The organism is Dermacoccus sp. 147Ba, assembly GCF_004151355.1.
Classification (GTDB): domain Bacteria; phylum Actinomycetota; class Actinomycetes; order Actinomycetales; family Dermatophilaceae; genus Dermacoccus; species Dermacoccus abyssi.
Window position 1 is genome coordinate 63,998 of the sequence record NZ_SEHL01000005.1, and the last position, 26,472, is coordinate 90,469.

Below are 26,472 nucleotides of genomic sequence, written 5' to 3' on the forward strand. Positions count from 1 at the left end.
ACAGCGAAGCGCCCGTCCCCCGCAAGGGACGGGCGCTTCGCTGTCAACCGAGGTGAGTGCGGCCTCAGCGGGCGCGGCGCTGAAGGCGCTCGACGTCGAGCAGCGTCACGGCGCGGGCCTCGAGCTTGAGCCAGCCGCGGCTGGCGAAGTCGGCCAGAGCCTTGTTCACGGTCTCGCGGGAGGCGCCGACGAGCTGAGCCAGCTCCTCCTGCGTGAGGTCGTGCGCGACGAGGACCCCGTCGTCGACCTGACGCCCGAAGCGGCTCGCGAGGTCGAGCAGAGCCTTGGCGACACGGCCGGGAACGTCGGTGAAGACGAGATCGCCGAGCGCTTCGTTCGTGCGACGCAGGCGGCGAGCGATGGAGCCGAGCATCTTGACGGCCACGTCGGGGCGCGACGAGACGAACTCGGTGAGTTCGGTGTGACCCAGCGCGACGAGGTCGGTGCCGGCGACGGCCGTAGCCGTGGTCGTGCGGGCGCCCGGGTCGAAGAGGCTGAGCTCGCCGAACATCTCACCGGGGCCGAGGATCGCGAGCAGGTTCTCGCGACCGTCGGGGGAGCGGCGGCCGAGCTTCACCTTGCCGGAGGTGATGATGTACAGGCGATCGCCCTCCTCCCCTTCTTCGAAGAGGATGTCGCCGCGCTCGATACGGGCGCGCGACATGCGCTGCAGAAGAGCCTGGGCGTCTTCGTCCGTCAGCGCGGCGAAAAGGGGAGCTTGACGCACTACTTCAATGTCCACGCCTCCATCCTGCCACGTTTCGGGTGACGCTCCACACAGTTCACTCCCAGGAAAGCGCGGAAAAAGGCGCTCGTTCGTCCAGCAGATGAGGTGCTCGGTGGTGTCGGTGGGGCGTTCTAGGGTGTGGGCATGACCTCCGAAACCGTGACGCCGCCGAAGCGGGCCGCGCGCGTGCCCGAGACCGCCACGGGGCGGGTGCGTCAGGCACGCCGCATCTACCGCAGACTCGTGGAGCAGTACCCGTACGCGCGAGCCGAACTCGACTTCGAGTCGCCGCTCGAACTCCTCGTGGCCACCATCCTCTCGGCGCAGACCACAGACGTCGGGGTCAACAAGGTCACGCCGGTGCTCTTCGGTCGCTACCCGGACGCTGCGGCACTGGCGTCGGCGGAGCCGAGCGAGATGGAGGAGATCCTGCGTCCCACCGGGTTCTACCGGGCGAAGACGCGCTCGGTCATCAAGCTCGGTCAGGAACTCGTCGAACGTTTCGACGGCGAGGTGCCGGGCAAGCTCGCCGACCTCGTGACGCTGCCGGGCGTCGGACGCAAGACGGCCAACGTCGTGCTCGGCAACGCGTTCGGTTTTCCGGGCATCACGGTCGACACCCACTTCGGGCGCCTCGCGCGCCGCTTCGGCTGGACGACGTCGACCGACCCGGTCGCTGTCGAGGCCGAGGTGGGCGAGATGTTCCCGCGCAAGGACTGGACGATGCTCAGCCACGTCGTCGTCTTCCACGGCCGACGTATCTGCCACGCCCGCAAGCCCGCATGCGGCGTTTGCCCGGTGGCGCAGTGGTGCCCGTCCTTCGGTGACGGCGAGACCGACCCGGACAAGGCGCGCGCCCTGCTCAAGTACGAACTCGCGGCCCCGAAGGGTGGTGAGGCGCCGGTGCCGCTGCTCGTCGACGGGGGAGTGCCCGACGCCTCCTTCTCGACTGGGCATCGAGGAACGCCGGTCGTGCCACGTCACTCCGGTGCAGGGGCGCAGGGCGAGGCCCGATGAGCGTGCCGGTGGGCGACGCCGCGCCTCCGCCCTGGCTGAACACGGTGCTCGACGCCGGTCGCCGCGGCGACCTGTGCGCGGGGTGGCCGCGTCCCGAGCAGGGCTCCAAGGCCTCTGCCATCCTCATGCTCTTCGGCCCGAACGACGACGGCGGGGAAGACGTGGTGCTCACCGAGCGAGCCACCAACCTGCGCAAGCACGCGGGGCAGGTGTCCTTTCCCGGTGGTGGGGTCGAACCGCAGGACGTCACGTTCACCGACACCGCGCTGCGTGAGGCCAACGAGGAGATCGGGCTCGTGCCCGAGGGCGTCCACGTCATGGGTGAACTGCAGCCGGTCGCGTTGCCCGTGACGAACTACGAGGTCTGCCCCGTGCTCGCCTGGTGGAACGTACCGTCCGACATCTCGGTGCTCGACCCCGTCGAGGTCGCTCGCGTCGCGCGCATCTCCGTCCGCGATCTCGTGGACCCGGCGAACCGCCACACGGTCACACACCCGCGCGGCTTCAAGGGGCCGGGGTTCGAGGTCGACGGTTTCTACATCTGGGGCTTCACGGCGTTCGTGCTCGACGCGGTCCTGACCACCGGGGGCGTCGCGCGCTCGTGGAACCGCGACGACGAGCGTCAGGTGCCCGATCGCTTCCTCAGCTGAACGCCCGGCCGGGAACAGGAGGAAGGCGAACATGACGAAGGCGGCCCACCCTCGAGGGTGAGCCGCCTTCGTGCGGCAGGTCAGAACGTCACTTGGCGGGCTTGATGGCCGCGACGGTCTTCTGCGCGTTGTCGATCGTCTTGACCGGCTTGCCCTTGACCTTCTTGATCGACTTGATACCGACGAGGGCGAGGATTCCGGCGACGAGCGCGAGGATGCCCGCGACGATGAGGAAGCCGGCCCAGTTCGGCCAGTCGAGAACCTCCGAGATGGCCCAGGCGAGGGCCGTCAGGAGGAAGCCGACGAAGAACAGGGCGACGACACCGGCGGCAGCGAGCATGCCGCCACCCTTGCCGGCCTTCTGCACGTCAGCCTTGATCTCGATCTTCGCCAGGTCGATCTCGCCCTTGACGATGTTCGAGAGGTCAGCGGAAGCGTCCGAAACGAGCTGACCGAGCGTGCGCTCGGAGCCCCGGGGGGTGTTGAGGGCCATGGTTATCTCCTGTTCAGCAGGCGGCGTCACCTCGTCGAGGTGACGGCCGTCCGTCGCATCACACGTTTTCTATTCGATGGACACACTACCGATATCGGCCGATTCGCGCCTACCGGCTCCTCGGTTCGGTGCGGTTCAGGCCGGTTCGGGGCGCTGGTAGACGTCCGGCACACCGTCTTGGTCGGCGTCGCGCGTCTCCTCTTCCTCGATGCGGCGGTAGATGCGGTTGCGGCGTCCGAGCACGATGCTCGCGAGGAGCGCGGACAGGAGGCTGCCGAGCAGCACGCCGACCTTGACGTGGTCGTCCTTGACGCTTCCGGTGCCGAACGCGAGCTCGCCGATGAGGAGGCTGACGGTGAAGCCGATGCCACCGAGGAGGCTGAGGCCGAACACGTCGGCCCACGAGAGGTTCTCGTCGAGCTTGGCCTTCGTGAACTTGCTGACGAGGAACGTGCTGCCGAAGATGCCGACGACCTTGCCGAGCACGAGGCCGGCGATGACGCCGAGCGTGACGGCGTCCGCAAGCGTCTCGGTGATGCTCGTGCCGACGACGGTGACGCCGGCGGAGAAGAACGCGAAGACCGGCACGGCGAACCCTGCCGAATAGGGGCGCAGACGGTGTTCGATGCGGTGGGCGAGGGCGTGCTTGCCCTTGACCGGAACGACGAGGCCGAGCAGCACGCCAGCGATCGTGGCGTGAACGCCGGACTTGTACATGAAGACCCACGCCACGATCGCGAGCGGCGCGAGGATCGCCCAGTGCTTGATGCCGCGCTGGGTGAGGAAGCCGAAGACTGCGACGACCGCGATCGAGGCGAGCAGCCAGCCGAGCGAGAAGCCCTTGCTGTAGAAGATCGCGATGATCGTGATGGCGATGAGGTCGTCGACGACGGCGAGCGTCAGGAGGAACGAACGTAGCGCCGTGGGCAGGTGCGAACCGATGACGGCGAGCACCGCGAGGGCGAACGCGATGTCCGTGGCGGCCGGGATGGCCCACCCCTTGAGCCCTTCGCCGCCGGCTGCGGCGTTGATCGCGACGTAGACGAGCGCAGGCATTGCGACACCGCAGACGGCAGCGATGACGGGCACTGCGGCGGCTGCCGGGTTGCGCAGGTCGCCGGCGACGAACTCGTGCTTGAGTTCGAGCCCGACGACGAGGAAGAACAGGGCGAGCAGGCCGTCGGCGGCCCAGTGCGCCACCGACATGTTGAGCCCGAGGAAGTCGGGGCCGATGTGCGCGTCCCGCAGGGCCTCATAACCGTCACGCCAGGGCGAGTTCGCCCAGACGATCGCGGCGACCGCAGCGGCGAGCAGGATGAGGCCGCCGATGGTCTCGGTGCGCAGCAGTTCCTTGACGCGCTGGGCCTCGGGCCACGTGCCGCGGGTGAAGAGGCGGCGGGTCAGCCGTCCTGCGACGGCGACGGGGGCGACGTGCGCGGCTTCCTTGAACTCTTCGAAGCTCGGCTGTTCGTCCTTCATCGGCGGAAGGCTGTTCTTGTGGCGCTTGGCCATGGTGAATCTCCTCGGGCAGGGGTGGTCGTCGTCATCCGCGCCTCACGCGAACGGCCGACCAGACTTCCCGGCACACCGCCCGCGATTTTACCGGCTGTCGTCGTTCTCGCGAAAAGATGCGCGGGCGGGGCGCCTGCCCCACCCGCGCATCGTCGGATCGCTCTGCTGCTTACTTCTTCAGACCTGCCTGGATCTTCTCCATGACGCTCGGGTCGGCGAGCGTCGTCGCGTCACCGGCCTCGCGGCCCTCGGCGACGTCCTTGAGCAGGCGGCGCATGATCTTGCCCGAACGTGTCTTCGGCAGCTCGTCGACGACGAGGATCGTCTTCGGCTTCGCGATGGCGCCGATCTGCTTGCCGACGTGCGTGCGCATCGCCTGGACGAGCTCCTCGCGCCTGTCGTCGTCGGCGGCCTGGTCGCGAGCCTCCTCGCGCAGGATGACGAAGGCGCACACGGCCTGACCGGTCGTCTCGTCGGCGGCACCGACGACTGCGGCCTCGGCGACGGCGTCGTGCGAGACGAGTGCCGACTCGATCTCCGAGGTCGACAGGCGGTGGCCCGAGACGTTCATGACGTCGTCGACGCGACCGAGCACCCAGATGTTGCCGTCCTCGTCACGCTTCGCGCCGTCACCGGCGAAGTACATGTTCTCGAAGCGCGACCAGTAGGTGTCCTTGTAGCGCTGCAGGTCGCCCCAGATGCCGCGCAGCATCGACGGCCACGGGTCGCGGATGACGAGGTAGCCGGTCTCGCCGTTGCCGACGGACTTGCCCTCCTCGTCGACGACGTCGGCCGTGATGCCGGGCACCGGCGCCTGGGCCGAACCGGGCACGAGCGACGTGACGCCGGGCAGGGCCGACATCATGATGGCGCCCGTCTCCGTCTGCCACCACGTGTCGACGATCGGGGCAGAACCGGCGCCGATGTTGTCGCGGAACCACATCCACGCCTCGGGGTTGATCGGCTCCCCGACGCTACCGAGCACGCGGATCGTGGACAGGTCGTACTCGGCGGGGATCTCCTTGCCCCACTTCATGCAGGTGCGGATGGCCGTGGGCGCCGTGTAGAAGATCGAGACCTTCTTGTTCTGCACGATCTCCCACCAGCGGCCTTGGTGCGGGCTGTCCGGCGTGCCTTCGTAGAGCACCTGCGTGACGCCGTTGGCCAGCGGGCCGTAGACGATGTAGCTGTGGCCGGTGACCCAGCCCACGTCGGCGGTGCACCAGTAGACGTCCTCGCCCGGGTGCACGTCGTGGACGACGGCGTTCGTGTACGCCGCCTGCGTGAGGTAGCCACCGGTCGTGTGGAAGATGCCCTTCGGCTTACCCGTGGTGCCGGAGGTGTAGAGGATGAAGAGCGGGTGTTCTGAATCGAAGGTGTCGAAGTCGACCGCGGGTGCGGCGGCCTCGAGTGCCTCGTCCCACCAGACGTCCTTGTCGGTCATCTCCGTCTCTTCACCGGTCCGCTTGACGACGATGACCTTCTGCACCGTCGTCTCACCGCTGACCGCCTCGTCGACGGCCGGCTTGAGTGCGCTCGGCTTGCCGCGGCGGAAGCCGCCGTCGGCCGTGATGACGACCTTGGCCTCGCCGTCGGCGATGCGGGTGCGCAGGGCGTCGGAGGAGAACCCGCCGAAGACGACCGAGTGGACGGCGCCTAGACGCGCGCAGGCCAGCATCGAGATGACGGCCTCGGGGATCATCGGCAGGTAGAGGGCGACGCGGTCACCCTTCTCGACGCCCGCGGCCTTGAGCGCGCCGGCGGCCTTCTGCACGAGCTCGGTGAGCTCGGCGTACGTGATGTCGCGCTCGTCGCCCGGCTCGCCGACGAAGTGCAGCGCCACGCGGTCACCGTTACCGGCTTCGACGTGACGGTCGGCGCAGTTGTAGGCCACGTTGAGCTCGCCGCCCACGAACCACTTGGCGACGGGGGCCTCGCTCCAGTCGAGCACCTCGTCGAAGTCCTTGGCCCAGGTGAGGCGCTCGCGCGCCTGCTTGGCCCAGAACGCCTCGCGGTCGGCGTCGGCCTCTTCGTAGAGCGACTTCTGCCCGACGGCCTCCTGGCTGAACTCCGGGCTCGGCGGGAAGGGGCCGTACTCTTCGGCGGTCTCGGACATGTCTTGTCTTCCTTCCGTCGGCTTCGACCACGCCGAAACGAGGCGTAGGTCACAACACTTGGCTGCTTTTCTACCCCATCGTCGCGTGGGGTTGGGAAGTCAGGGGTGGATACTCGCCGGTAGTTTCCGTCGGCGTCCAAGTACGCTGATGCCCATGCCCGGCACCCTCGAAGCTCTGCAATCGCTCGCGACGATCCCCGAGGTCGAGGCGGGCCTCACGCGAGCCCGCGAGGCGTGTACCCAGCTGCGCTGGCACAACGCGTTGCGCCGACGGACGGCGCAGGCCGCCGCCGAGTCGCGCGTGCGTGGCGCCCGGGCCGGCGCGGCGCTGGAGGGCGCCGAGGTCTCCGTCGATGTCGTGCGTGAACTCGTCATGGGGATGACCGAGTGGCCGCCCGAGCCCGACCCGCTCGAGCGAGTGCTTCGTGCGAGTGTTCAGGGGACGCTCGAGAGTGAGCACGTTCGTTCGATCATCCTGTCGTCGCCCGCGCAGGCGTTGGCGCGTCTGCACGTGGCCGCCGGTTCGCAACTGCTCTCCGCCGACGAGGTGGGGCGCCCGCGGTCGCCGGGGGAGACGTGCGAGGAACTCGTCGAGGCCGGCCCGGCGTGCGACCCGCTCGACCTGCCGGGGCGTCTGGCCGGGCTCTACGAGGTGGTGGCGTGCCACGAGAAGGTGCCGGCCCTCGTCGTCGGGGCCATTGCACATGCGGAGATCGCCGTCATGCGTCCGTTCGCGCGCGGAAACGGTGTGGTGGCAAGAGCTTTCGAGCGTGCGCTCGTCCAGTCGTGTGGGCTCGACCCGACGGGTGTGGCCGTGCCCGAGGTGGGCTACCTGCGTGAAGCGAGCGCGGGATATGCGGGCGCCCTGGCCGCCTATGCCTCGGGAACGCGCGACGGCGTGGCCCTGTGGCTGCAGTTCAGCGCTGGGGCGCTGGAGCGGGGCGCCGCCGAAGGAGGCGCCATTTCGGACGCCGTTTTGGCCGGCCGCCTGCGATAAGAACAAATAAAAAACGTCCGGCGAGTCGGATTCTCATTTGTCGAACCGTTGCTACTGTATTGGCCGGGTATGTGCGGGCCGGTTGCAACGTGTGGCCACTCATGGCACATTAGGGGCGTGCGCTCCCTTCGGGTCGAGCGCTGACGTGCATACCGCACCCCCAAGGGTATGCACGTAAAGACAGCCCCCACCGTCCCCCCGGTGGGGGCTGTCGTATGTCCTGCACCTACTCCCGTGCGGCCGCGGTGGCCCCCGGCACGGGGGCCGTCGTCCACATCTGCGACGCGGTGAGCGCCGTTTCGGTAGTTCAGGCGGCCCCGTCCACAAGGTCGTCCGACGCGTCGTGGACGGTGTCGAGGTTGTGGGCCGACGCTGGCGTGCATGGACGAGTTCGACGCCGACTTCTTCGGCCCACCAGCCCCCGACGAGGTGGGCAGCGAGCGCGGCGAACTGCGCCGTATCGGGGTGGTCTGCCCCGATTCAGCCGCCGACGCCGCGTACTTCGCCTGTGCCGTGGCACGGCATCTCGCACGGTCTCCAGGTACGGATCGAACGGCGCAGGACCGCGGCCCGGTCGTCCTCGTCGACGGACAACCGGGCACAGGTGGTCTCGACGTCGTCCTCGACCTCGACCGTGAGGCGGGCGCACGCTGGGACGCGCTGCGAGGCGCCGGCCCCGACATCGACGCGCAGAAGCTCCTCGCCGCACTGCCGGAACGTGACGGGGTCCGGGTGCTCTCGCACGGACGAGGTGCACCCCGTGTTCACGATCGCCTCGTGCGGAGCGCAGTACTCGGGGCGCTCGCGGGCGAAGCGGCCTGGTCGGTCGTCACGTTGGCGCCCCACGAGCCGGCAGAACCGAGGGAGTGCGACGTCATCGTCCTCCTCGTACGCGGAACCGTGTGCTCCATGGCAGCCGCCCAGCAGTACGTCGACAAGCTGGACGGAGAGCTCATGCCGGTGCTCGTCACGCTCGAGGCCGACGCCCGGGCTCGTGTGGCACTCGGCGAGTCGCTCGATCTGGAGGTCGTGACGTCCGGGCCCACCCGGTGGCGTCTGGGGCACCGAGCAGCCGACGACGTGCTGGCCGGTCGCTGGCCGGGCGAGGGCGAGCGGACGATGACTCGCCTCGTTCAGGATGTCGTCATCTATGTCCGCTCGCGAGGTCGGAGCATGGCATGGGCGTAGCAGAAGGCATGTGGAAGGAGATCTACGCCGGACGGGCACCGAGTGCTGCGGCGCTCGAGGCGATCGTCGATGCGGACGCTCCCGTGTACTCACGAGCGCAGACCTCCGTGCTGGGTGAGCGCCTCGGAGCTGACGTGCTCGGGGCCGGACCGCTCCAGGGGGTCATCGAGATTGAGGGAGTCACCGACGTCCTCGTCAACGGTTGTGACGGGGTGTGGATCGACCGCGGAGAAGGTCTCGAGGAAGTCGGGGTCGACCTCGGGGACGCGGAGGCGGTGAGGCGTCTCGCGGTACGGCTCGCCGCAGTGGCCGGGCGTCGGCTCGACGACGCGAGCCCGTTCGTCGACGCCGTACTGCCCGGCGGTGCTCGGTTGCACGCGCTGCTGCCACCGCTCGTCGAAGGCGCTGCCCACCTCAGCCTGCGTGTGCCGGCGAATGAACGACCGCTGCTCGAGGACCTCGTGCGGCTCGGGAGCGTTTCCCCCGAGGTCGAGAGCCAGCTCACGCGACTTGTGACGAGCCGAACGGCCTTCGTCGTGAGCGGAGGCACGGGAACCGGCAAGACGACACTGCTGGGCGCAATGTTGGCCCGCGTGCCGATCTCGGAGCGCATTCTGCTCGTCGAGGACGTCCGTGAACTGTCGGTGGCTCACCCTCACGTGGTGCGGCTCGAAGCACGACGTCCGAACGTCGAGGGCGTCGGCGAGGTCAGCCTCACCACGCTCGTGCGCCAATCGTTGCGGATGCGCCCGGATCGCATCGTCGTCGGCGAGGTACGTGGCGCGGAGGTGCGCGAACTCATGTCTGCGCTCAACACCGGCCACCAGGGTGGATGCGGCACCGTGCACGCCAACGCGCCACGTGACGTCCCCGCCCGGTTCGAAGCGCTCGGCGCGCTGGCCGGGTTGAGCCCCGAGGCCGTGCGTACGCAGTTGCGCTCCGCGCTCCGGGTCGTGGTGCACCTCGAGCGATCCGGCGGGCTACGTCGGGTGGGGAGCATCGGGGTCCTCGACGGCGATCACCGCGGCCTCACGGTGCGCAGCGCCTGGAGAGGTGGGCGCCGTGGTGAGGCGTGGGACGAACTCGGCGCGCTCATGGACGGAGCGGCGTCATGACGTGGCCGTCCGACACCGCCCTGTGGTGGTGCGCGCTCGCGCTCGCAGTCGCCGTTGGGCTGTGGCCCGCCCCGAGATGGCTCGCGCTGACGCCCACCCCGCGAACCGGGTCGCGCTTCGGTCTGCTCGCTCGTAGTGATCCCCAGGCCGAATGTCTCGCCGTTCTCGATGCGCTCGGTGCCGTTCTGCGAGCCGGTGCTCCTACGTCGAATGCTGTCGAGCTCGTTGTCGCCCCCTACGCAGACGGGGGCACCCACTCGAGCCAGGGGTGGCAGCGGTTGCGTCACGCGGCCCGCTCCGGTGGAGATCTCGCGGACACCTGGCGCGAACTGGGCGTCATGTGGAGGCTGCCGGCGTGCGCTGACATTGCGGCGGCGTGGGAGATGTCCGATCGACACGGGTGTCCGCTGGCCGACGCCGTGACGAGTGCGGCAGCGGACCTACGGGCACGCCGTCGCCACGATCGAGCCCTGGAGGCAGCGACCGCGGGCGCCAAGGCCACGATGGGTGTCCTCGTCCTCCTGCCAGTTCTGGGCATGGCGCTCGCGTGGATGCTCGGCGTGGATGTCTTCGAGATCTACAGCGGCACATCGGGCCTGCTCACCCTGTGGCCCGGGTTGGCCCTCTTGTGGGCCGGCGCCACCTGGTCGCAGCGCATGGTTGCCTCGGCTCTCAAGCCTCCGGCGGTGACGCCGTGATCGCCCTCGCACTGGTTCTTCTCGCCGTTGGCGTCTGGCCCGCTCGGCCCCTGACCGAACGTGCCTTCGGTGCATCCCGACGGGAGGCGAAGCAACGCGACACGGTCGAGGAGTCGCCGATGGTCGTCGCCCACGCGATGGACCTGCTCGCCCTGGCGCTCGCGGGTGGAGCCCCCACCGTCGCAGCCCTCGAAGCCGTGTCCGCGGCAACCGGGCCGGGCGTCCGCGAGCCGCTGGCCCGTGTGGCTGCCGCGATGCGCTGGGGCGTCGACGGAGACGGTGCCTGGGCCGGCGCCTCCTCGGCCTGGCGTCCGGCCGCAGGAGCCTTCGCGCTCGCTGCTCGGGCGGGAGCTCCGCCGTCCACGCTTCTGCGGCGGGCCGCTGATGACCTGCGCGTCGGCGAGAGCGAGCGCATCGCTGTCGCCGGAGCGAAGGCCGGAGTCCGCATCGTCCTGCCGCTCGGTTTGTGTTTCCTGCCCGCCTTCGTCCTGCTCACCGTCGTCCCCCTCGTCATGGGTCTCGTCGAACCCCTCGGCTGACACCTGGCATCGGGCACCCCCGAACCCCGCCGGAACCCCGGCGGCGCGCCCTCCGGCGCACCACTCGAAAGAACTCAACCCCTGAGGAGATCGCCATGATCGCTGTGACCCGTCGTACCCGTAATGCCCTGCTGCGCCGCTGGCAAGCGGCCGCCGAACGCGCCGAGGCCGGCATGTCTACGGCCGAGTATGCGGTGGGCACCATCGCCGCGGTTGCTTTCGCGGCCGTGCTCATCGCCGTCGTGAAGTCCGCGACCGTGCGCTCGGCCCTCGAGGGCATCATCTCGTCGGCTCTCTCGACCCGCTGACGTGACGATGACACGAGCGCGCCGCAGGCACGGAACGCACGAACGTGACGGCGAATCGGGCATGGCAACAGCCGAATTCGCCGTGGCCTTGCCTGCGGTTGCGCTCGTGCTCGCCTTCGTCGTCGGTCTTGCCCAGTTGCTGCTGCTGCACCATCGGGCGTGGCATGCCGCGTCCGTGGGCGCGAGGGTTGCCGCCCGGGCCGAGAGCGACGATGCCGTGCGCGTGGCCGTCCGCCAGAGCGGTGTCTCCGGAGCCACGTCGATCACGCGGAGCTCGCAATGGGTGCGCGTGGCCGTCTCCGTTCCCGCTCCACGCGGGTTCGGGTGGGCGCTCGGCGACATCACCGCCGGCGCGGTGGCTGCCGCAGAACGCGGGGACGAGGGTGACGCTGCGAACAGCTCGGGAGGCTCGCCGTGACCGGGTGGTCCGCGCGGGGTCGCACGCGTCCACTGCGGGCTCGTGAACGCTGGTTGAGCCGACTCGGCCGGGTGCGAGACGGTCACGTCGGGGGAGGTCAGGGATCTCCGAAGGCCCGGAACGACAGCGGCTCGGTCACGGTGACGATGCTTGGCGTCATCGTCGTGCTCGTCCTGCTCGCCGGTGTGATCGTCACGTACGCGCGCACCGCGATCGACACCGAGCGCACCCGCCTCGCGGCCGATCAGGCAGCACTCGCCGCGGCCAGTGTGCTGCTCGGCTCGTCGGCGCAACCGGGGTCGTCGCCCTGCGCCCTGGCCGCCACGACGGCCGAGCGCAACGGTGCGCGCGTCACGTCGTGTGTCGTGCGCTCGACGTCGGTGCAGGTCGCGGTCACGCGCGCCGCGCCGCTCGGACGCGAAGCACGCGGTCTCGCCCGCGCCGACGCCCCCGAGGGGCGTGGACCATGACGGGCGCAGCGAATCGACGCCAAGGTGTGAGTTTCGGCCCGGTATGTGACCGGCGCCGCTCACAGATCGGACCAGAGCTCACATCCTGCGTCGAGCACGGGGCCAGCCACGCGTCAGTTGGCCGGGTCGTCGTAGGCGTCGCGCAACAGCAGGTCGAGCAGAGCGATCGCACCGTGCTTGTCGAGGGGGCTGTTGCCGTTGCCGCACTTCGGCGATTGGATGCACGCCGGGCAGCCCGACTCGCACGCGCACGTCTCGATCGCTTCCTTCGTCGCCGTCAGCCACTCCGTGGCCCGCGCGTAGGCGCGCTCGGCGAAGCCCGACCCTCCGGGCAGGGCGTCGTAGACGACGACCGTCGGCATGTCCGTGTCCGGATGCAGCGCCGTCGAGACGCCGCCGATATCCCACCGATCACCCTGCGCCACGAGCGAGATGAGGCCGATCGAGCAGTGCTCGGCGGCGTGAAGGGCCCCCGGGGCCACGTCGGGGGTGATGCCTGCATCGGCGAGCTCGTCCTCGGGCAGGGTCCACCACACGCCCTTCGTCACGAGGGTGCGCTCCGGCAGATCGAGCGGGTGCTCGCCTATCACCTCACCCGACGGCAGACGCCGCAGGAAGGACGTGACGCGCGTCGTCACCCGGATGTCGCCGTAGTGCAGTGTCGCAGCGCCCCACGCACGGCTGGCGCTCGAGCCGATGATGTCGAACGCGCTGACGGAGCGAGCGGCCGTCGACCAACCGGGGTTGCCGCGCACGACGTGCGCGCTGCCGTCCTCGAGGTCCAACTCCGTGGAGACGTACGAGACGCCCTGGTGCACGTAGACAGCGCCCTTGAAGACGCTCGAGAGCGCCCGTTTGCCGTCGACCGTTCCGAGCACTCGGCCGGTGCGCGATTCGACGATGCGCACGTCGTCGCCACCCTCGCCGCGCAGCGACACGTGGTCGCCGGGGCGGTCGTCGCGGGCCCAGTACCAACCGGTCGGGCGCCGCCGCAGGACGGCGCGCTCCACGAGCGAGTCGACGAGCGGCCACATACCCGGCCCGAAGAGGGCCTCGTCGTCCTCGGTGAGAGGCAACTCGGCGGCCGCGCACGCGAGTTGCGGAGCGAGGACGTACGGGTTCGTCGGGTCCATCACGGTGGCCTCCACCGGTCGGCCGAAGAACACGTCGGGGTGGTGGACGAGGTAGGTGTCGAGCGGGTCGTCGGCGGCCACGAACAGGGCCAGGGCGTCTCGCCCCGAGCGTCCGGCCCGGCCCGCTTGCTGGTGCAACGACGCCACAGTGCCCGGCCAACCCGCGAGGAGCACGGCGTCGAGCCCGCTGACGTCGATGCCGAGTTCGAGCGCGCTCGTCGCGGCGATGCCCCGCAACGTTCCCGTGCGCAGTCCGCGCTCGAGGGCGCGGCGCTCCTCGGGCAGGTATCCGCCGCGGTACGCGGCCACGAGGGATTCGTCGAGCCCCTCGTTCCACAGCCGCTGACGGGCCATGTCGGCCACCACCTCGACGCCGACCCGCGAGCGCGCGAAGGCGAGCGTCTGTACCCCGGAACCGACGAGCGCGCCGAAGAGGTCACCGGTCTCTGCCACGGCGCTGCGGCGGCCGAGATCGTCCGTGACGTCGGCTGAGGAATCGGCGGGGTCATCCGAACCACGAGCTCCGTCGAGTGCTGAGGAAACCTCGTGCTCGGCCTCCGCGCCGGGCGGAGGCCCGGGCTCCCACAGGCCGAACGTCAGCGCCGGGCGCGGCGAGCCGTCGTCCGTGACAGCGGTGACGTCGAGCCCCGTGAGCGCGCGAGCGTGCCTGGCAGGGTCGGCTGCTGTCGCCGAGGCGAGCACGAACGTCGGCTCGGCCCCGTAGCGGGCCGCGATACGCCGCAGCCGTCGCAGCACGCCGGCCGTGTGCGCCCCGAAGACACCTCGGTAGATGTGGCATTCGTCGATGACGACGAGTCGCAACGAGCGCCAGAACATCGACCACCGTTCGTGCGCGGGCAGCATCGAGTGATGGAGCAGGTCAGGGTTGGTGAGGATGACGTTCGCGTGGTCGCGGATCCAACGTCGTTCGTCGGGAGGCGTGTCACCGTCGAGGGTGGCCAGGCGCGCGCCCGGCACGGCCAAGGCTTCGAGGCGGGTGCGCTGATCGGCTGCCAGCGCCTTCGTCGGCGACAGGTAGAGACTCGTCGCGCCGCGCAGCGAGGCGAACATCGACGGGGTAGCCGGGTCGTGCGCACCGGTGGCGGCGGACAGCATCGGCACCTGGTAGGCGAGGGACTTTCCCGACGCAGTGCCCGTCGCGACGACGACGTGCTCACCGGCCATCACCCGAGCGATGGCCTCACTCTGGTGCGACCAGAGTTCGTGGATTCCGGTGCCCTCGAAAGTCGACCGCACGAGAGCCGGAACAGAGTCCGGCCACGGCGCCGTCACGGTCTCGCGAGCGGGCCGTCGACGTACGTGACGCAACTCCCCGGTGCCCTGCCCGGCGAGGATGTCGAGCATCTGATCCGGGGAGCACCGGGCGTCGTACGTCATCGCGAGCGTCCCTCCCCAGGGCCCAGAAGCGGTGCCGGGCGTTGACTTTCGGTGGCCAGATGACAAACTAACGCTCGACGCACCCCTGCCAGACCACGACCGAACAGGAGGGTCGCGCACGTGGACCTCAAGGTGAACATGCATCGCGAAGGTGACGTGGTCGTCGTTGCCTTCGACGGTGAGGTCGACGTGTACACGGCACCCACGGTGCGTGACGCGATCTCGAAGGTACTCGCGGCCGGGCACCACAACATCGTGGCCGACCTGCGTGACGTGGGCTTCCTCGACTCCACCGGCCTCGGCGTCCTCGTGGGACGCCTCAAGGCCGTCCGTCTGCTCGAGGGACAGATGCGCGTCGTCATCACCAACCCCCACGTGCTGCGCAACTTCAAGATCACCGGCCTCGACAACATCTTCGCCATCGACACGGACGTCGATTCGTCGGTCGCCGCCATCTCGGCCTGAGCCGCGCCGCGTTCGACCGGAGACGGCAACGCCATACTGGGGGCATGTCTTCCCGGATGCCCGTCCCCGACGCAGAAGCCACCGACCTCGTCGAAGCGCTGAGAGACGACCTCGTCGTCGCCGATTACACCGTCGAGCACGTCGCAGAGCTTCTCGGCCCGGGCGCGTCCGCCGCGTTGCACCGGGAGCAGCCTCTTCCCGCGCGTCGTGCCCTCGCAGGCAGCGACGACCCGGTGGCCACGATGGTCCGCTTCTTCACCCTCGGCGAGACTCACACCCTCGACGCTCTCGACGCGGCCTTCCCGTCGCTACGGGCCAAGGGACTCGAACGTCTCGGTCTCGCGGTTCCGGCAGACTCCGGGCTGCGCTCGGCCGTCGACCTGCGCCCCTACGGCGACGAGAACTCCTCGTGGTGGCTCGCCTCCGACCTGTCGGAGCTCGCGACGGGCAGCGTCCTCGCCACCGATCACGTGCTCGGCATCGGCGGTGCGTCCACGACGCTCGCGCGTTGGACCCCGCGCCGAGAGGTGGCCGCTGCTCTCGACCTCGGCACTGGCTGCGGCGTCCAGGCCGTTCACCTCGCGGGGCACGTGCAGCACATCGTCGCCACCGACCTCGCGACGCGCGCCCTCGACTTCGTTCGTTTCAACGCCGCCCTCAACCGCCTGCCGCTCGAAGTGCTCGCCGGCTCGATGCTCGAGCCCGTCGCGGGCCGCCGCTTCGACCTCGTCGTGAGCAACCCGCCCTTCGTCATCACGCCACGCGCCGAGGGCATGCCCGGCTACGAGTACCGCGACGGCGGCGCTGTGGGTGACGGCGTCATCCGCGACCTCGTGCGTTCCGTGGGTGATCACCTCGAGCCCGGCGGTATCGCACAATTCCTCGGTAACTGGGAGATGCGCGAAGGCCACGGGTTCGAGCAGGTTTGGACCGAATGGCTCGAGGGCACCGGACTCAACGCGTGGGTCGTCCAGCGCGAGGTTCAGGATCCGTTCGAGTACGCCGAACTGTGGGCCCGTGACGGCGGTGCCGGCGTCAACTCACCCGAGTACGGTGCCATGTACGCGGCATGGCTCGACGACTTCGCGGCACGCGGAGTCGAGAGCATCGGATTCGGCATCGTGACGCTGCAGCGGCCCGAGTCCGAGCGCGATCCCTTCGTCGACCTCATGGACGAGCGCGGCCCGGTGGCATCGGCCATGGGCCCGACGATCGACGCCGGGCTGCGAGCCCGCTCCTGGCTGGCCCTGACGAGCGACGACGACCTCCTCGACGGCACGTGGCGGGCCGCACCCGACGTCACCGAGGAGCGCCACACGAAGCCGGGCGCGGACGACCCGAGCGTCATCATGATCCGTCAGGGCGGTGGGCTGGGCCTCTCGATCCAGGCCGACACCGTGCTCGCGGCGTTCCTGTCGGTCTGTGACGGCTCGATGAGCGCCCGCACCGCGCTCGTCGCCATCGCCTCACTCGTCGGTGTGCCGGACGACGAGGTCATCGCCGGGACGCTGCCGTTGCTGCGCCGGCTCATCGCCAACGGGATGCTCGAACGCGTGGAAGGCTGACCGGCCGCGCCGAGAGCCCGCAGGACGAGCGACGGCCCCGCCCCTCGATGTGAGGAGCGGGGCCGTCGGCCGTGCTTGAGGTGATCAGTCGACCGAGACCTTGACCGACTTCTCGGCGATCTGGGCGCCGTTCTTCTTGTAGGTGACCTTGTAGTCACCCGAGACGCGCATCGGGACGTAGACGGCGACCGTGGCGCTGTCTCCGTCGTTGAGGTTGCTCGACGGGAGCGACTTCGTCTGCGACTGCTGACCGTTCGAGACGGTGTAGCTGTACGTGGCGCCCTTCTCGTACTTCGTGGCCAACGTGACCCACAGCTGCTGACCCTTGTAATCGGCCGTGATGTCCTCGTGGTCGGAGCCGCAGAAGCGGGCCGTGCCGTTGTAGGCAATGTCCTTGATGGCGCAGGCGCGGACGGCGTTCGTCGAGGCGTAGTTGCCGAGCTCGCTCGACGAGAGACGCTTCGACGACGAGGAGCCGTCAGAGCTCGGGCTGTCAGAGGAGCTGGGGCTCTCGGACGACTCTTCCGACGACTCCTCGGAGCTCGGGCTCTCGGTGGAGCTGGGGCTCTCCGACGACTCTTCCGACGACTGCTCCGACGAGCTGGGCGACTCGCTCGACGTCTGGGACTGAGTGGACGAGCCGGAGCTCGACTCGCCCTCGGAACCGACGTTCATCGTGCAGCCGGAAAGGCCGACTGCAGCAGCGAAGGTGAGCGGCAGTGCCTTGCGAATGAGTGACATGGGATTCCTCCTTGTGGGCGGTGTCAACTGCTCTTGTGACGGAGCCCAGAGGCGTTCGGTTCCATGTTTCTTCGAGGCGTTCACCCTGCACCTCGGAAAAAGTTCTGAATCCCCTGGACATCTGAGAAGAACAGTACGTCCTCTCGGGTGCCCCGGGTGTGGTTTGCCACCCAATGTTCTTGCGGAAGTTCGAGGTTCGTCGCCCACCCGCCGCACCTCAGTCGAGCTGCCAGCTCCGCTTGCTCAGCCCGTGCCAGAAGCCGTCGATGCTCGTGCGTGATGTGGCGCTCGCGGCTCCGTCGGGGTTCGCCGCGCCGAGGGCGACGTAGAGCGGTGCCCAGTGCTCGGTGCGCGGGTGCGCCTCGTGAGCAGCCGGGGCCTTGTGGATGAAGTCGAACAACGCGTCGAGGTCGCCGCTCGCCATCGTCTCCGCAGCCCAGTGGTCGAACTCGACGGACGGCGAGGGGGCGGGCCAATCCGCCACGGGGTTGAACCACGACAGGTTGTGCGTCGTGAACCCCGAACCGACGACCAGGGTGCCCTCGTCACGCAGCGGCGCGAGCTTGCGCCCGAGCTCGAAGAGCTCACGCGGGTCGAGCGTCGGCATCGACATCTGCAGGACGGGAACGTCGGCGTCTGGGAACATCTCGACGAGCGGCACGTAGGCGCCGTGGTCAAGGCCGCGCGAGGTGTCCTGGTAGATCGGGGTGTCGGGCGTGCCGAGGAGGCGCGCCACGGATTCGGCGAGCTCCGGCGCCGCAGGCGCGTCGTAGGTGACCTCGTAGTACTTCTGCGGAAAGCCCCAGAAGTCGTAGACGAGGGGTGCACCGGTCGTCGAGGAGACGGTGACGGGGGCGTTCTCCCAGTGCGCCGACACCATGAGGATCTGCTTCGGCTTGGTGAACGCGCCTGACCACGAAGCCAGTTCGCGAGTCCACGTCGCGTCGTCGGCGAGCGGGGGAGCACCGTGGCTCAGGTAGAGGACGGGCGGTCGTGAGTCGGAGGAGGGCGGCGTGGCCACGGGCGATGTCATCACGGTGCAACACCGTTGAGCCTTCAACTGTTCCACCCTCAGGCAGGGAACGGCGTGTCGTCCGGGCGATCGGCCTGTTCGGGCACTCGGAGGCGTCGGGTACGGTCATAGCGATCGCACTGGGGCGGCGCCGACGAATCCGGCGCCCCGCGATCGACAGCAAAGGAGCAACACGTGTCGTCAGGCCGCAAACTCGTCATCGTCGAGTCGCCGAACAAGGTCAAGAACATCGCCGCGTACCTGGGGGACGAGTACGTCGTCGACGCCAGCGTCGGTCACATTCGTGATCTGCCCACGCCGAGCGAACTCCCGGCCGACATGAAGAAGGGGCCGTACGGCAAGTTCGCCGTCGACGTCGACAACGGCTTCGACGCGTACTACGTCGTCGACGCGGACAAGAAGAAGAAGGTGGCCGAGCTCAAACGGGCCCTCAAGGACGCCGACGAGCTCTACCTCGCCACCGATGAGGACCGCGAGGGCGAGGCCATCGCGTGGCACCTGTACGAGACGCTGAAGCCGAAGGTGCCCGTCAAGCGCATGGTGTTCCACGAGATCACCAAGGAAGCCATCCAGCGTGCCGCGAACAACACGCGCGACCTCGACATGCAGATGGTCAACGCGCAGGAGACGCGCCGCATCCTCGACCGCCTCTACGGCTACGAGGTCTCGCCGGTGCTGTGGCGCAAGGTGCGCCGCGGGCTGTCGGCCGGTCGTGTGCAGTCGGTCGCGACGCGCATGGTCGTCGAGCGTGAGCGCGAGCGCATGGCGTTCCGCGCAGCGTCCTACTGGGACGTCGAGGGCGAGTTCGAGGCCAAGGCCGGCCAGTCGTTCGTCGCCAAGCTCAGCTCCGTCGACGGCGAGCGCGTGGCCTCCGGCCGCGACTTCGGTGACGACGGTGTGCTCAAGAGCAAGGGCGTGCGCCACCTCGACGGCGCTGCCGCCGAGAAGATCGCAGAGTCGACGCGTTCGTCGCACGCGAGCGTTTCCGCCGTCAGCGAGAAGCCGTACTCGCGCAAGCCGAGCGCGCCGTTCATCACCTCGACGCTGCAGCAGGAGGCGAGCCGCAAGCTGCGCCTCGGCTCGAAGGACACGATGCGTGTCGCGCAGCGCCTCTACGAGAACGGCTACATCACCTATATGCGTACCGACTCGGTGACGCTGTCGGAGTCGGCCATCAGCGCTGCGCGCCAGCAGGCACGCGACCTTTACGGCGCCGAGTACGTGCCGGACGCGCCGCGTCGCTACGCGGGCAAGGCAAAGAACGCGCAGGAAGCCCACGAGGCGATCCGTCCCGCGGGTGACCGCTTCCGCACGCCGGCGCAGGTGGCCGGCCAGCTGCGCGGCACCGAGTTCGCGCTCTACGAACTCATCTGGAAGCGCACCGTCGCCTCGCAGATGGCTGACGCCAAGGGCTCGACGGCTTCGGTGAAGCTCACCGTGCCGGTCGAGAGCTCCGGCGTGGCCAAGCAGGCCGAGTACTCGGCCAGCGGCACCGTCATCACCTTCCGCGGATTCCTCGCCGCGTACGAGGAGGGGCGCGACGCCGACCGTTACTCCAACGATTACTCGGAGCGTCGCCTGCCGAAGCTCTCCGAGGGCGTTTCCCTCGACGTGCTGCGCGCCGAAGCGCTCGGCCACGAGACGTCGCCGCCGGCTCGTTTCACCGAGGCCACGCTCGTCAAGGCGCTCGAGGAACGCGGCATCGGCCGCCCCTCGACGTACGCCGCCACCGTCGGCACGATCCAGGACCGCGGTTACGTGCGAACGCGCGGCAGTGCGCTCATCCCGACGTGGCTCGCGTTCGCCGTCACGAACCTGCTCGAGACGCACTTCCCGAGCCTCGTCGACTACGACTTCACCGCATCCATGGAGGAGGGCCTCGACCGGATCGCCGGCGGTGACGAGGAGCGCGCCCGCTGGCTGTCGCGCTTCTACTTCGGTGACGAAGGCGCATCGGCCGAGGGCCTGCGTCAGCTCGTCGACGACCTCGGCGAGATCGACGCCCGCGGCATCTCGACCATTCCGATCGGTGAGGGCTACGTCGTGCGCGTCGGCCGTTACGGGCCGTACGTCCAGCAGGACGTGCCCGAGGGCGTCGACCCGGCCACGGGCGAGGTCAAGGACGGTGCGGACGCGCAGGCCGCTGCGTCGGCGACGCCGCGCCGCGCGTCGATCACCGACGAGATCGCGCCGGACGAGATGACGCCGGCGAAGATCCGCGAACTGCTCGAAGCGGCCGACGATGACGGTCGCGTGCTCGGACAGGACCCGGAGACGGGCCGCGACATCGTCGCGAAGGCCGGTCGTTACGGCCCGTACGTCACGGAGGTGCTGGCCGACGAGGCCCCCGCCGCCGACGAGAAGCCGAAGAAGAAGGCTGCCAAGCCGAAGCCGCGCACGGCGTCGCTGTTCAAGGACATGGACCTCGCGACGATCGACCTCGAGACCGCGCTCAAGCTGCTCTCGCTGCCGCGCGTCGTCGGCGTCGTCGAGGAGAAGAAGACGGCTGACGACGGCACGGAGAAGACCGAGAAGGTCGAGATCACCGCGCAGAACGGCCGGTACGGCCCCTACCTCAAGAAGGGCACCGACAGCCGCTCGCTCGAGACGGAGTCGCAACTGTTCTCCATCACGCTCGAGGAGGCCGAGGCGATCTACGCCCAGCCGAAGCAGCGTGGCCGCGCGGCTGCGAAGCCGCCGCTCAAGGAGTTCGGCGCCGACCCTGCGTCGGGCAAGCCGGTCGTCGTCAAGGACGGTCGCTTCGGTGAGTACGTCACCGACGGCGAGACCAACGCGACGCTGCGCAAGGACGACGACGTCGAGACCCTGACGGCCGAGCGGGCTTTCGAGCTGCTCGCCGAGAAGCGGGCGAAGGGGCCGACGACGCGCAAGAAGGCAGCGAAGAAGTCGACCAAGAAGACCGCCAAGAAGACGACGGCGAAGACGGCCACGAAGAAGACGGCCGCCAAGAGCACGTTGAAGACGGCCAAGAAGGCCTGAACCGAACGTCACGACGAAAAGAGGTCGCCTCCCCGCTCGGGGAGGCGACCTCTTCGTTCGCTCTGACGGAAGGTTCAGCCGTTGAGCAGCGCGGCGATGCGTTCGAGCGAGGTACGGGTGGCGTCAGCGTCGCCGTCCGGGGTGCCGGCGTCGGTGAACAAGTGACCGCGGCCGGGCACAACGATGTCTTCGAAGGACGCCCCCGAGGCCTCCACCGCGTCACGCAGCGCCGCAACGTCGGGTTCGTCGATCCAGTGGTCCTCGGCGTAGCGGTGCACCTGCACGGGCACACCGTTCCACTCACCCTGGGGCGGAGCCACGCTGTGCAGGAGGAGAGCGGCGCGGGCGTCGGGCCGTTTGGCAGCGAAAGCCTGTGCGAAGAACGCTCCGAGGGAGAAGCCGCCGAGAACGGCGTCCTCAGGCAGCCCGTCGAGGTAGCCCTTTGCCCGCTTCATCAGCGTGGGAACACCGACCTCGTCGCGGTAGGCAATGCCGTCGCGTTCGGAGTCGAAGACGTGGCCGTCGTAGTAATCGGGGGTCTCGACGGTGTGCCCGAGGTCGCGCAGGTCGGCAGCGAACTCGTGGACGGCCGAGCGCAAGCCGAGTGCGGAGTGCAGGAGCAGGACGTGTGCCATGCGTTCACCGTGGCACATTCGGGCACCGCACAGGCGGATGTGACAGAACGAGGCGCATGGACACCGGGGAACGAACCGAGACGGCGGGCGCCACGCGCAGGGCCGATCTTCTGCTCGCCGGAGCGGCTGCCGTCGCTGCGGTCGGGTGGGACGTCGTGGCCGTGACGGTCGTGGGCTTCACCCTCGGCACGGACTTCGGCCTCGGCACTCAGGCTGACGGGCGCTTTTCCGGGGGTGAACTCGCCCGCTCGGCGCTGTGGGTCGCCGTGCCTTGCGCACTGGTGGCGTGGGTTCTCGGATTCGTGTCGCTCCGCTCCACCCGCGGTGCGAGCGCGGGCGGACGCGTGCTGTCGATGGTGCTCTGGACGGCGGCGAGCCCGGTCATCTGCGCGCTCGTGTTCACCGGGTGGCTCGCGACCGGATCGTCAGACGGAGGAGGCCTCACGGCGATCGGTCTCGGGATCGGGATGAGTGCTGCTGGGGTGGCGATGTGGTGCGTCACCCTCGCACCGCTCGTCGTCGCGTTGGTGGTCCGGGGATCGGTCGAATGGCTCTGGTTGGCATCGCCTTCCGGCGAGGCGTTCGGATGGCTCGGCTGCGCCCGGGGCGGACGGTGGCGTCCCCTCCGACGTGCGTGTCTGAACGAGCCGCGGCGGCTGTTCGTCACCGAACCGTTGTGGAAACGCACTCGTTCGGCCTTCGTCGACGGTGAACAATGTCGCCGTGGGAACGGGAACTAAGACCGAGCAGCAGACTGCTCGCACGGCGCCGCTGAGTGCCGACCTGACGAAGGCGGCCGCCATCGGTGTCGGCACCGTGGCGGCGAGCAGCGTCGTCGGGGTGCTGTGGCTCCTCGTCGTCCTCCTGGCGGGGCAAGCGGGGGCGTTCGGCGACGGCCCGTCGGGTGACGGCTGGAGCGCCGGCGCGGTCTTCATCGCTGCGGCCTGGATCGTCAGCGTGCATGCCCTCGCCGCAACGGGCCTGGCGCTGGTGGCGCTTCGGCGTTCGGCCGGGTTGTCGCTCGGCGACCGTGTCACGGCGTGCCAGCTGTGGTGCGCGCTGAGTCCCGTCGTCTGGACGCTCGTGTCGGTGGTTCGCCTCGGCCTCCGGGACGGCGCGTGGTCCGCGGCCCTCATGTTCGGTGTCATCGGAACGATCGGCAGCATCATGCTGTGGTTCTTCGTGCTCGCACCGATCTTTCTTCACGCCATCGCCAAGCCACTCCTGCGGCGCGATGCCGCGACCGGCGTGACGCCTCCCAGCTACCGGGGGTCGGTCTACGGCCTCGACGAGCAGGCCGAGGACGCCGAGATCGGCTACGCGCAGTGACTTTCCGCGCCCGTGTTTGACCCTCACGCTGCGTGAGGCGGTGGGGTGGTGACATGACCGACGACCTGTTGACGGTGGGCCAAGTGGCCGAACGCTTCGGCATCACGGTGCGCACCCTGCACCACTACGACGCGATCGGCCTCGTCACGCCGAGCGAGCGCAGTTGGGCCGACTACCGGCTTTACTCGCCGGGCGACGTGCAACGTCTCGCCCGCGTCGTTTTGCTGCGGCGTCTCGAGATGCCACTGGCGGACATCGGCGCCGTGTTGGCGGACGACGATGCGCTCACCGAGCAGCTTCGCCGACGCAGGGAGGCGGTCATCGCCAGGCTCGACGAGCTGAACGGGCTCGTGCGGGCCATCGACACCGCACTGACGAGGGAGGAACCGATGAGTGACTACGCCATCACCGAAGGCGAGATGAAGGAGATCTTCGGCACCGGCTACGACGAGAGCTACGACGCGGAAGCCGAGGCCCGCTGGGGCGAGACCGACGCGTACAAGGAGTCGCAGCGCCGCGCGAAGTCGTACACGAAGGAACAGTGGGTTCGCATCAAGGCCGAGGGCGACGCCGTCATGGAGCGGTTCGCGCAGGCCAAGCGTGACGGCGCGGAACCGGGCTCCGAGCAGGCGGACGCCGCGGTCCAGGCGCACCGCGACCACATCGAGACGTGGTTCAACGACGTCCCGCTGCCGATGCTGCGCGGCATGGGTGAGATGTTCAGCGCTGACCCGCGGTTCGCGAAGACCTACGACGACGTCGAGCCCGACCTCGCGCCGTACGTCACCTCGGTGATCACGGCCTACTGCGCCAAGCGGGGTGTGGACGAGAACTGCGGTTCGTGAATTTCTCGGGCGCGGGGTGAGGGCGGACCTCCGCAGGCGTCGGGTGCGGGCGGGGCGCGGCGGCACCTTGCGTCCCGAATCGGGGTGGTTGAGGTGCCGACGAGGCCGTCAGGCGCGTTGTGTCCTGACGCGTCGGGCCGCCGCGACCGAGCGGCGATCCGGCGTTGTCGGTGCGCCTCGGTAGGGTGTGCGCATGGCTGACGACGTGCGTGACGAGGAACTGCTCGCCCCCGTGCCCGGCGCGGCCCGCGATGGTGTCAGTGGCAGCGCACGCGCAGGTCTTTTCGTCACGTTCGAAGGCGGCGACGGCGCCGGCAAGACGACGCAGATCGCGCTCGCCCAGGCCTGGCTCGAGGAGCAGGGCCACGCCGTCGTCACGACGCGCGAGCCGGGCGGCACCGAACTCGGAGTCGCGATCCGGCAGCTCATCCTCCACGGCGACCACGTCGCGCCCCGCGCCGAGGCGCTGCTCTATGCGGCCGACCGGGCCCACCACGTCGAGACACTCGTGCGCCCGGCGCTGGAACGCGGCGACGTCATCCTGCAGGACCGGTACATCGACTCGTCCATCGCCTACCAGGGCGCGGGCCGCGCGCTCGACGCCGCCGACATCGAGTCCATCTCACGCTGGGCGACCACGGGCCTCACGCCCGAGCTCACGGTGCTGCTCGACGTCGACCCGGCTGACGGCCGCGCCCGCCGTGGTGGCCGCGGCGGCGAAGACCGGCTCGAACGTGAAGCCGACGACTTTCACGCGCGCGTGCGCGAGCACTTCCTCGCACTCGCCGCTCGCTACCCCGAGCGCTACCTCGTCCTCGACGCTTCGCTGCCGCGCGAGGACATCGCAGCTGCGGTTCGCACCCGACTCGAACAGACCTTGGCGGCGCGTCGATGAGCGTGCAGGCACCCGAGGTGCGCTCCGTTCCGGGCATCGGCGAAGGCGTGTGGCGCGATCTCGTCGGCCAGGACGATGCCGTCCGCACGCTCTCGGAGGCTATCGCCGACCCCCGCCGCATGACGCACGCGTGGCTCCTCACCGGCCCGCCCGGCTCGGGGCGCTCCAACGCGGCCCGCGCGTTCGCCGCCGCGCTCGAGTGCCCACAGGGCGGGTGTGGTGAGTGCCGCGAATGCCGCACCACGTTCGACGGTTCTCACGCCGACGTCCAGATCGTCTCGACGAAGGGTCTGACGATCCAGGTCCGCGAGGCCCGCGATCTGGCGCTCGCGGCACAGTCGTCGCCGTCGGTGGGGCGCTGGCGCGTCATCGTCATCGAGGACGCCGACCGCCTCACCGAACGCGCCGCCGACGCCCTGCTCAAGGCCCTCGAGGAGCCTGTGCCGCGCACCGTCTGGCTGCTGTGTGCGCCGAGCGTCGAGGACATCATCGTCACGCTCCGCAGCCGGTCTCGTCACGTGCGCCTGCGCATCCCTCCGGTCGAAGCCGTGGCCGAACTTCTCGTGCGCCGCGACGGAGTCGACGTGGCCATGGCCACGTACGCGGCCCGCGCCGCGCAATCGCACATCGGCATCGCTCGCCGACTCGCGCGTGACGAAGGCGCTCGGATCCGCCGACGGGAGACCCTCCTGCTCGCCCTGTCCATCCGCGGGCTCGGTGACGCGCTCAAGGCCGCCGCCGACCTCGCGTCGATCGCCGAGGACGAATCCGGCGCGTCGTCGGGGGAGCGCAACGCCCAGGAGAAAGCGAAGCTGCTCGAGCAGTTGGGCGCCGACACGTCGGCGAGAACCCAACCCCCGCACGTGCGTTCGGCGATCAATCAGCTCGAGAAGGAGCAGAAGACGCGGGCCACGCGATTCGCGCGTGACGTCGTCGACCGCGCCCTCATCGACCTCGCCTCGACGTACCGCGACGCCATGGTCGTGCGCTGGGGTAAGCCGGTCGACCTCGTCAACGCCGACATCGTCGGTGAGGTCGAACAGCTCGCGCGGGCGCTGACACCCGAGCAACTTCTGCTCGCCCTCGACGCCATCGCCACCGCACGCGAACGCATCGCCGCCAACGTGCCGCCTCTGCTCGCGCTCGAAGCCATGTGCATCGCGCTCGAACTTCCCCTGTAACGCC

General features: G+C 69.4%; 26 protein-coding genes. 18 read left to right on the forward strand and 8 right to left on the reverse strand.

Going from position 1 to position 26,472, the window contains the following annotated elements:
• Window positions 1-64: 64 nt before the first annotated feature.
• The gene (locus EVU97_RS07870) at window positions 65-742 is read right to left on the reverse strand and encodes a Crp/Fnr family transcriptional regulator (RefSeq protein WP_047312491.1); all 678 of its coding nucleotides are present in this window, start codon (window positions 740-742) and stop codon (window positions 65-67) included.
• Window positions 743-871: 129 nt separating this feature from the next.
• On the opposite strand from EVU97_RS07870, the gene nth reads away from it, so the two are divergent.
• Both nth and EVU97_RS07880 read left to right on the forward strand, forming a co-directional pair.
• Window positions 872-1,744 (forward strand): endonuclease III, encoded by an 873-nt coding sequence (nth, locus tag EVU97_RS07875; protein WP_129664879.1) that lies wholly within the window; start codon window positions 872-874, stop codon window positions 1,742-1,744.
• Window positions 1,741-2,394, forward strand: a complete 654-nt coding sequence (locus tag EVU97_RS07880; protein ID WP_129664881.1) for a CoA pyrophosphatase — start codon at window positions 1,741-1,743, stop codon at window positions 2,392-2,394. Before nth ends, EVU97_RS07880 begins: the two co-directional genes overlap by 4 nt.
• 88 nt (window positions 2,395-2,482) lie before the next feature.
• On the opposite strand, the gene EVU97_RS07885 is transcribed toward EVU97_RS07880, so the two are convergent.
• From EVU97_RS07885 to acs, 3 genes are all read right to left on the reverse strand, one after another.
• Window positions 2,483-2,887: a phage holin family protein gene (locus EVU97_RS07885; protein WP_047312490.1), complete on the reverse strand. Its 405-nt coding sequence runs from the start codon at window positions 2,885-2,887 to the stop codon at window positions 2,483-2,485.
• 135 nt (window positions 2,888-3,022) lie between these two features.
• Window positions 3,023-4,399, reverse strand: a complete 1,377-nt coding sequence (gene nhaA / locus EVU97_RS07890; protein ID WP_129664883.1) for a Na+/H+ antiporter NhaA — start codon at window positions 4,397-4,399, stop codon at window positions 3,023-3,025.
• A 169-nt stretch (window positions 4,400-4,568) separates the two neighbouring features.
• Complete coding sequence (gene acs / locus EVU97_RS07895; RefSeq protein ID WP_129664885.1) at window positions 4,569-6,515, reverse strand: acetate--CoA ligase; 1,947 nt, start codon at window positions 6,513-6,515, stop codon at window positions 4,569-4,571.
• Window positions 6,516-6,669: 154 nt separating this feature from the next.
• Here acs and EVU97_RS07900 point away from each other — a divergent pair, with 154 nt between their 5' ends.
• From EVU97_RS07900 to EVU97_RS07935, 8 genes are all read left to right on the forward strand, one after another.
• Window positions 6,670-7,512 (forward strand): Fic family protein, encoded by an 843-nt coding sequence (locus EVU97_RS07900; protein WP_129664887.1) that lies wholly within the window; start codon window positions 6,670-6,672, stop codon window positions 7,510-7,512.
• A gap of 381 nt (window positions 7,513-7,893) precedes the next feature.
• Window positions 7,894-8,700 (forward strand): hypothetical protein, encoded by an 807-nt coding sequence (locus EVU97_RS07905; RefSeq protein WP_129664889.1) that lies wholly within the window; start codon window positions 7,894-7,896, stop codon window positions 8,698-8,700.
• Window positions 8,691-9,815: a TadA family conjugal transfer-associated ATPase gene (locus EVU97_RS07910; RefSeq protein WP_240730160.1), complete on the forward strand. Its 1,125-nt coding sequence runs from the start codon at window positions 8,691-8,693 to the stop codon at window positions 9,813-9,815. The genes EVU97_RS07905 and EVU97_RS07910 overlap by 10 nt, the downstream gene beginning before the upstream one ends.
• Window positions 9,812-10,513 (forward strand): type II secretion system F family protein, encoded by a 702-nt coding sequence (locus tag EVU97_RS07915; protein WP_129664891.1) that lies wholly within the window; start codon window positions 9,812-9,814, stop codon window positions 10,511-10,513. The genes EVU97_RS07910 and EVU97_RS07915 overlap by 4 nt, the downstream gene beginning before the upstream one ends.
• A 119-nt stretch (window positions 10,514-10,632) precedes the next feature.
• Window positions 10,633-11,052 (forward strand): type II secretion system F family protein, encoded by a 420-nt coding sequence (locus tag EVU97_RS07920; protein WP_129664893.1) that lies wholly within the window; start codon window positions 10,633-10,635, stop codon window positions 11,050-11,052.
• Between the two features lie 95 nt (window positions 11,053-11,147).
• Window positions 11,148-11,360 (forward strand): DUF4244 domain-containing protein, encoded by a 213-nt coding sequence (locus tag EVU97_RS07925; RefSeq protein ID WP_052947104.1) that lies wholly within the window; start codon window positions 11,148-11,150, stop codon window positions 11,358-11,360.
• Window positions 11,361-11,421: 61 nt separating this feature from the next.
• Window positions 11,422-11,778, forward strand: coding sequence for a TadE family type IV pilus minor pilin (locus EVU97_RS07930; protein ID WP_129664895.1), 357 nt, complete (start codon window positions 11,422-11,424; stop codon window positions 11,776-11,778).
• A gap of 71 nt (window positions 11,779-11,849) precedes the next feature.
• Window positions 11,850-12,248, forward strand: coding sequence for an Rv3654c family TadE-like protein (locus EVU97_RS07935; protein WP_255417460.1), 399 nt, complete (start codon window positions 11,850-11,852; stop codon window positions 12,246-12,248).
• A gap of 113 nt (window positions 12,249-12,361) precedes the next feature.
• On the opposite strand, the gene EVU97_RS07940 is transcribed toward EVU97_RS07935, so the two are convergent.
• Complete coding sequence (locus tag EVU97_RS07940; RefSeq protein WP_129664898.1) at window positions 12,362-14,779, reverse strand: DEAD/DEAH box helicase; 2,418 nt, start codon at window positions 14,777-14,779, stop codon at window positions 12,362-12,364.
• Between the two features lie 138 nt (window positions 14,780-14,917).
• Here EVU97_RS07940 and EVU97_RS07945 point away from each other — a divergent pair, with 138 nt between their 5' ends.
• Together EVU97_RS07945 and EVU97_RS07950 are read left to right on the forward strand one after the other, a co-directional pair.
• Window positions 14,918-15,244: an STAS domain-containing protein gene (locus EVU97_RS07945; protein ID WP_052947129.1), complete on the forward strand. Its 327-nt coding sequence runs from the start codon at window positions 14,918-14,920 to the stop codon at window positions 15,242-15,244.
• A gap of 44 nt (window positions 15,245-15,288) precedes the next feature.
• On the forward strand, window positions 15,289-16,809 hold the full coding sequence (locus EVU97_RS07950; protein ID WP_129664900.1) for a methyltransferase: 1,521 nt from the start codon (window positions 15,289-15,291) through the stop codon (window positions 16,807-16,809).
• 84 nt (window positions 16,810-16,893) lie between these two features.
• Here the strand turns inward: EVU97_RS07950 and EVU97_RS07955 are convergent, their stop codons facing one another.
• Window positions 16,894-17,550 (reverse strand): hypothetical protein, encoded by a 657-nt coding sequence (locus tag EVU97_RS07955; protein WP_129664902.1) that lies wholly within the window; start codon window positions 17,548-17,550, stop codon window positions 16,894-16,896.
• Window positions 17,551-17,767: 217 nt separating this feature from the next.
• The gene (locus EVU97_RS07960; protein ID WP_047312483.1) at window positions 17,768-18,583 is read right to left on the reverse strand and encodes a dioxygenase; all 816 of its coding nucleotides are present in this window, start codon (window positions 18,581-18,583) and stop codon (window positions 17,768-17,770) included.
• Window positions 18,584-18,757: 174 nt separating this feature from the next.
• On the opposite strand from EVU97_RS07960, the gene topA reads away from it, so the two are divergent.
• Window positions 18,758-21,583, forward strand: a complete 2,826-nt coding sequence (topA, locus tag EVU97_RS07965) for a type I DNA topoisomerase (RefSeq protein ID WP_129664904.1) — start codon at window positions 18,758-18,760, stop codon at window positions 21,581-21,583.
• A 74-nt stretch (window positions 21,584-21,657) separates the two neighbouring features.
• Here topA and EVU97_RS07970 read toward each other — a convergent pair whose 3' ends face one another.
• A complete protein-coding gene (locus EVU97_RS07970) occupies window positions 21,658-22,218 on the reverse strand; it encodes a dienelactone hydrolase family protein (RefSeq protein ID WP_047312481.1) in 561 nt (186 codons plus the stop codon).
• Window positions 22,219-22,274: 56 nt separating this feature from the next.
• Here EVU97_RS07970 and EVU97_RS07975 point away from each other — a divergent pair, with 56 nt between their 5' ends.
• The 5 genes from EVU97_RS07975 (at window position 22,275) to EVU97_RS07995 (ending at window position 26,468) form a co-directional block, all read left to right on the forward strand.
• A complete protein-coding gene (locus EVU97_RS07975) occupies window positions 22,275-22,958 on the forward strand; it encodes a hypothetical protein (RefSeq protein ID WP_129664906.1) in 684 nt (227 codons plus the stop codon).
• Window positions 22,942-23,547, forward strand: a complete 606-nt coding sequence (locus tag EVU97_RS07980; RefSeq protein ID WP_129664908.1) for a hypothetical protein — start codon at window positions 22,942-22,944, stop codon at window positions 23,545-23,547. The genes EVU97_RS07975 and EVU97_RS07980 overlap by 17 nt, the downstream gene beginning before the upstream one ends.
• Before the next feature lie 53 nt (window positions 23,548-23,600).
• Complete coding sequence (locus tag EVU97_RS07985; protein WP_129664910.1) at window positions 23,601-24,392, forward strand: MerR family transcriptional regulator; 792 nt, start codon at window positions 23,601-23,603, stop codon at window positions 24,390-24,392.
• A 193-nt stretch (window positions 24,393-24,585) separates the two neighbouring features.
• Window positions 24,586-25,287, forward strand: coding sequence for a dTMP kinase (tmk, locus tag EVU97_RS07990; RefSeq protein WP_129664912.1), 702 nt, complete (start codon window positions 24,586-24,588; stop codon window positions 25,285-25,287).
• Entirely contained in the window at window positions 25,284-26,468 is a 1,185-nt protein-coding gene (locus tag EVU97_RS07995; RefSeq protein ID WP_129664914.1) for a DNA polymerase III subunit delta', read from the forward strand. The genes tmk and EVU97_RS07995 overlap by 4 nt, the downstream gene beginning before the upstream one ends.
• Window positions 26,469-26,472: the final 4 nt, after the last annotated feature.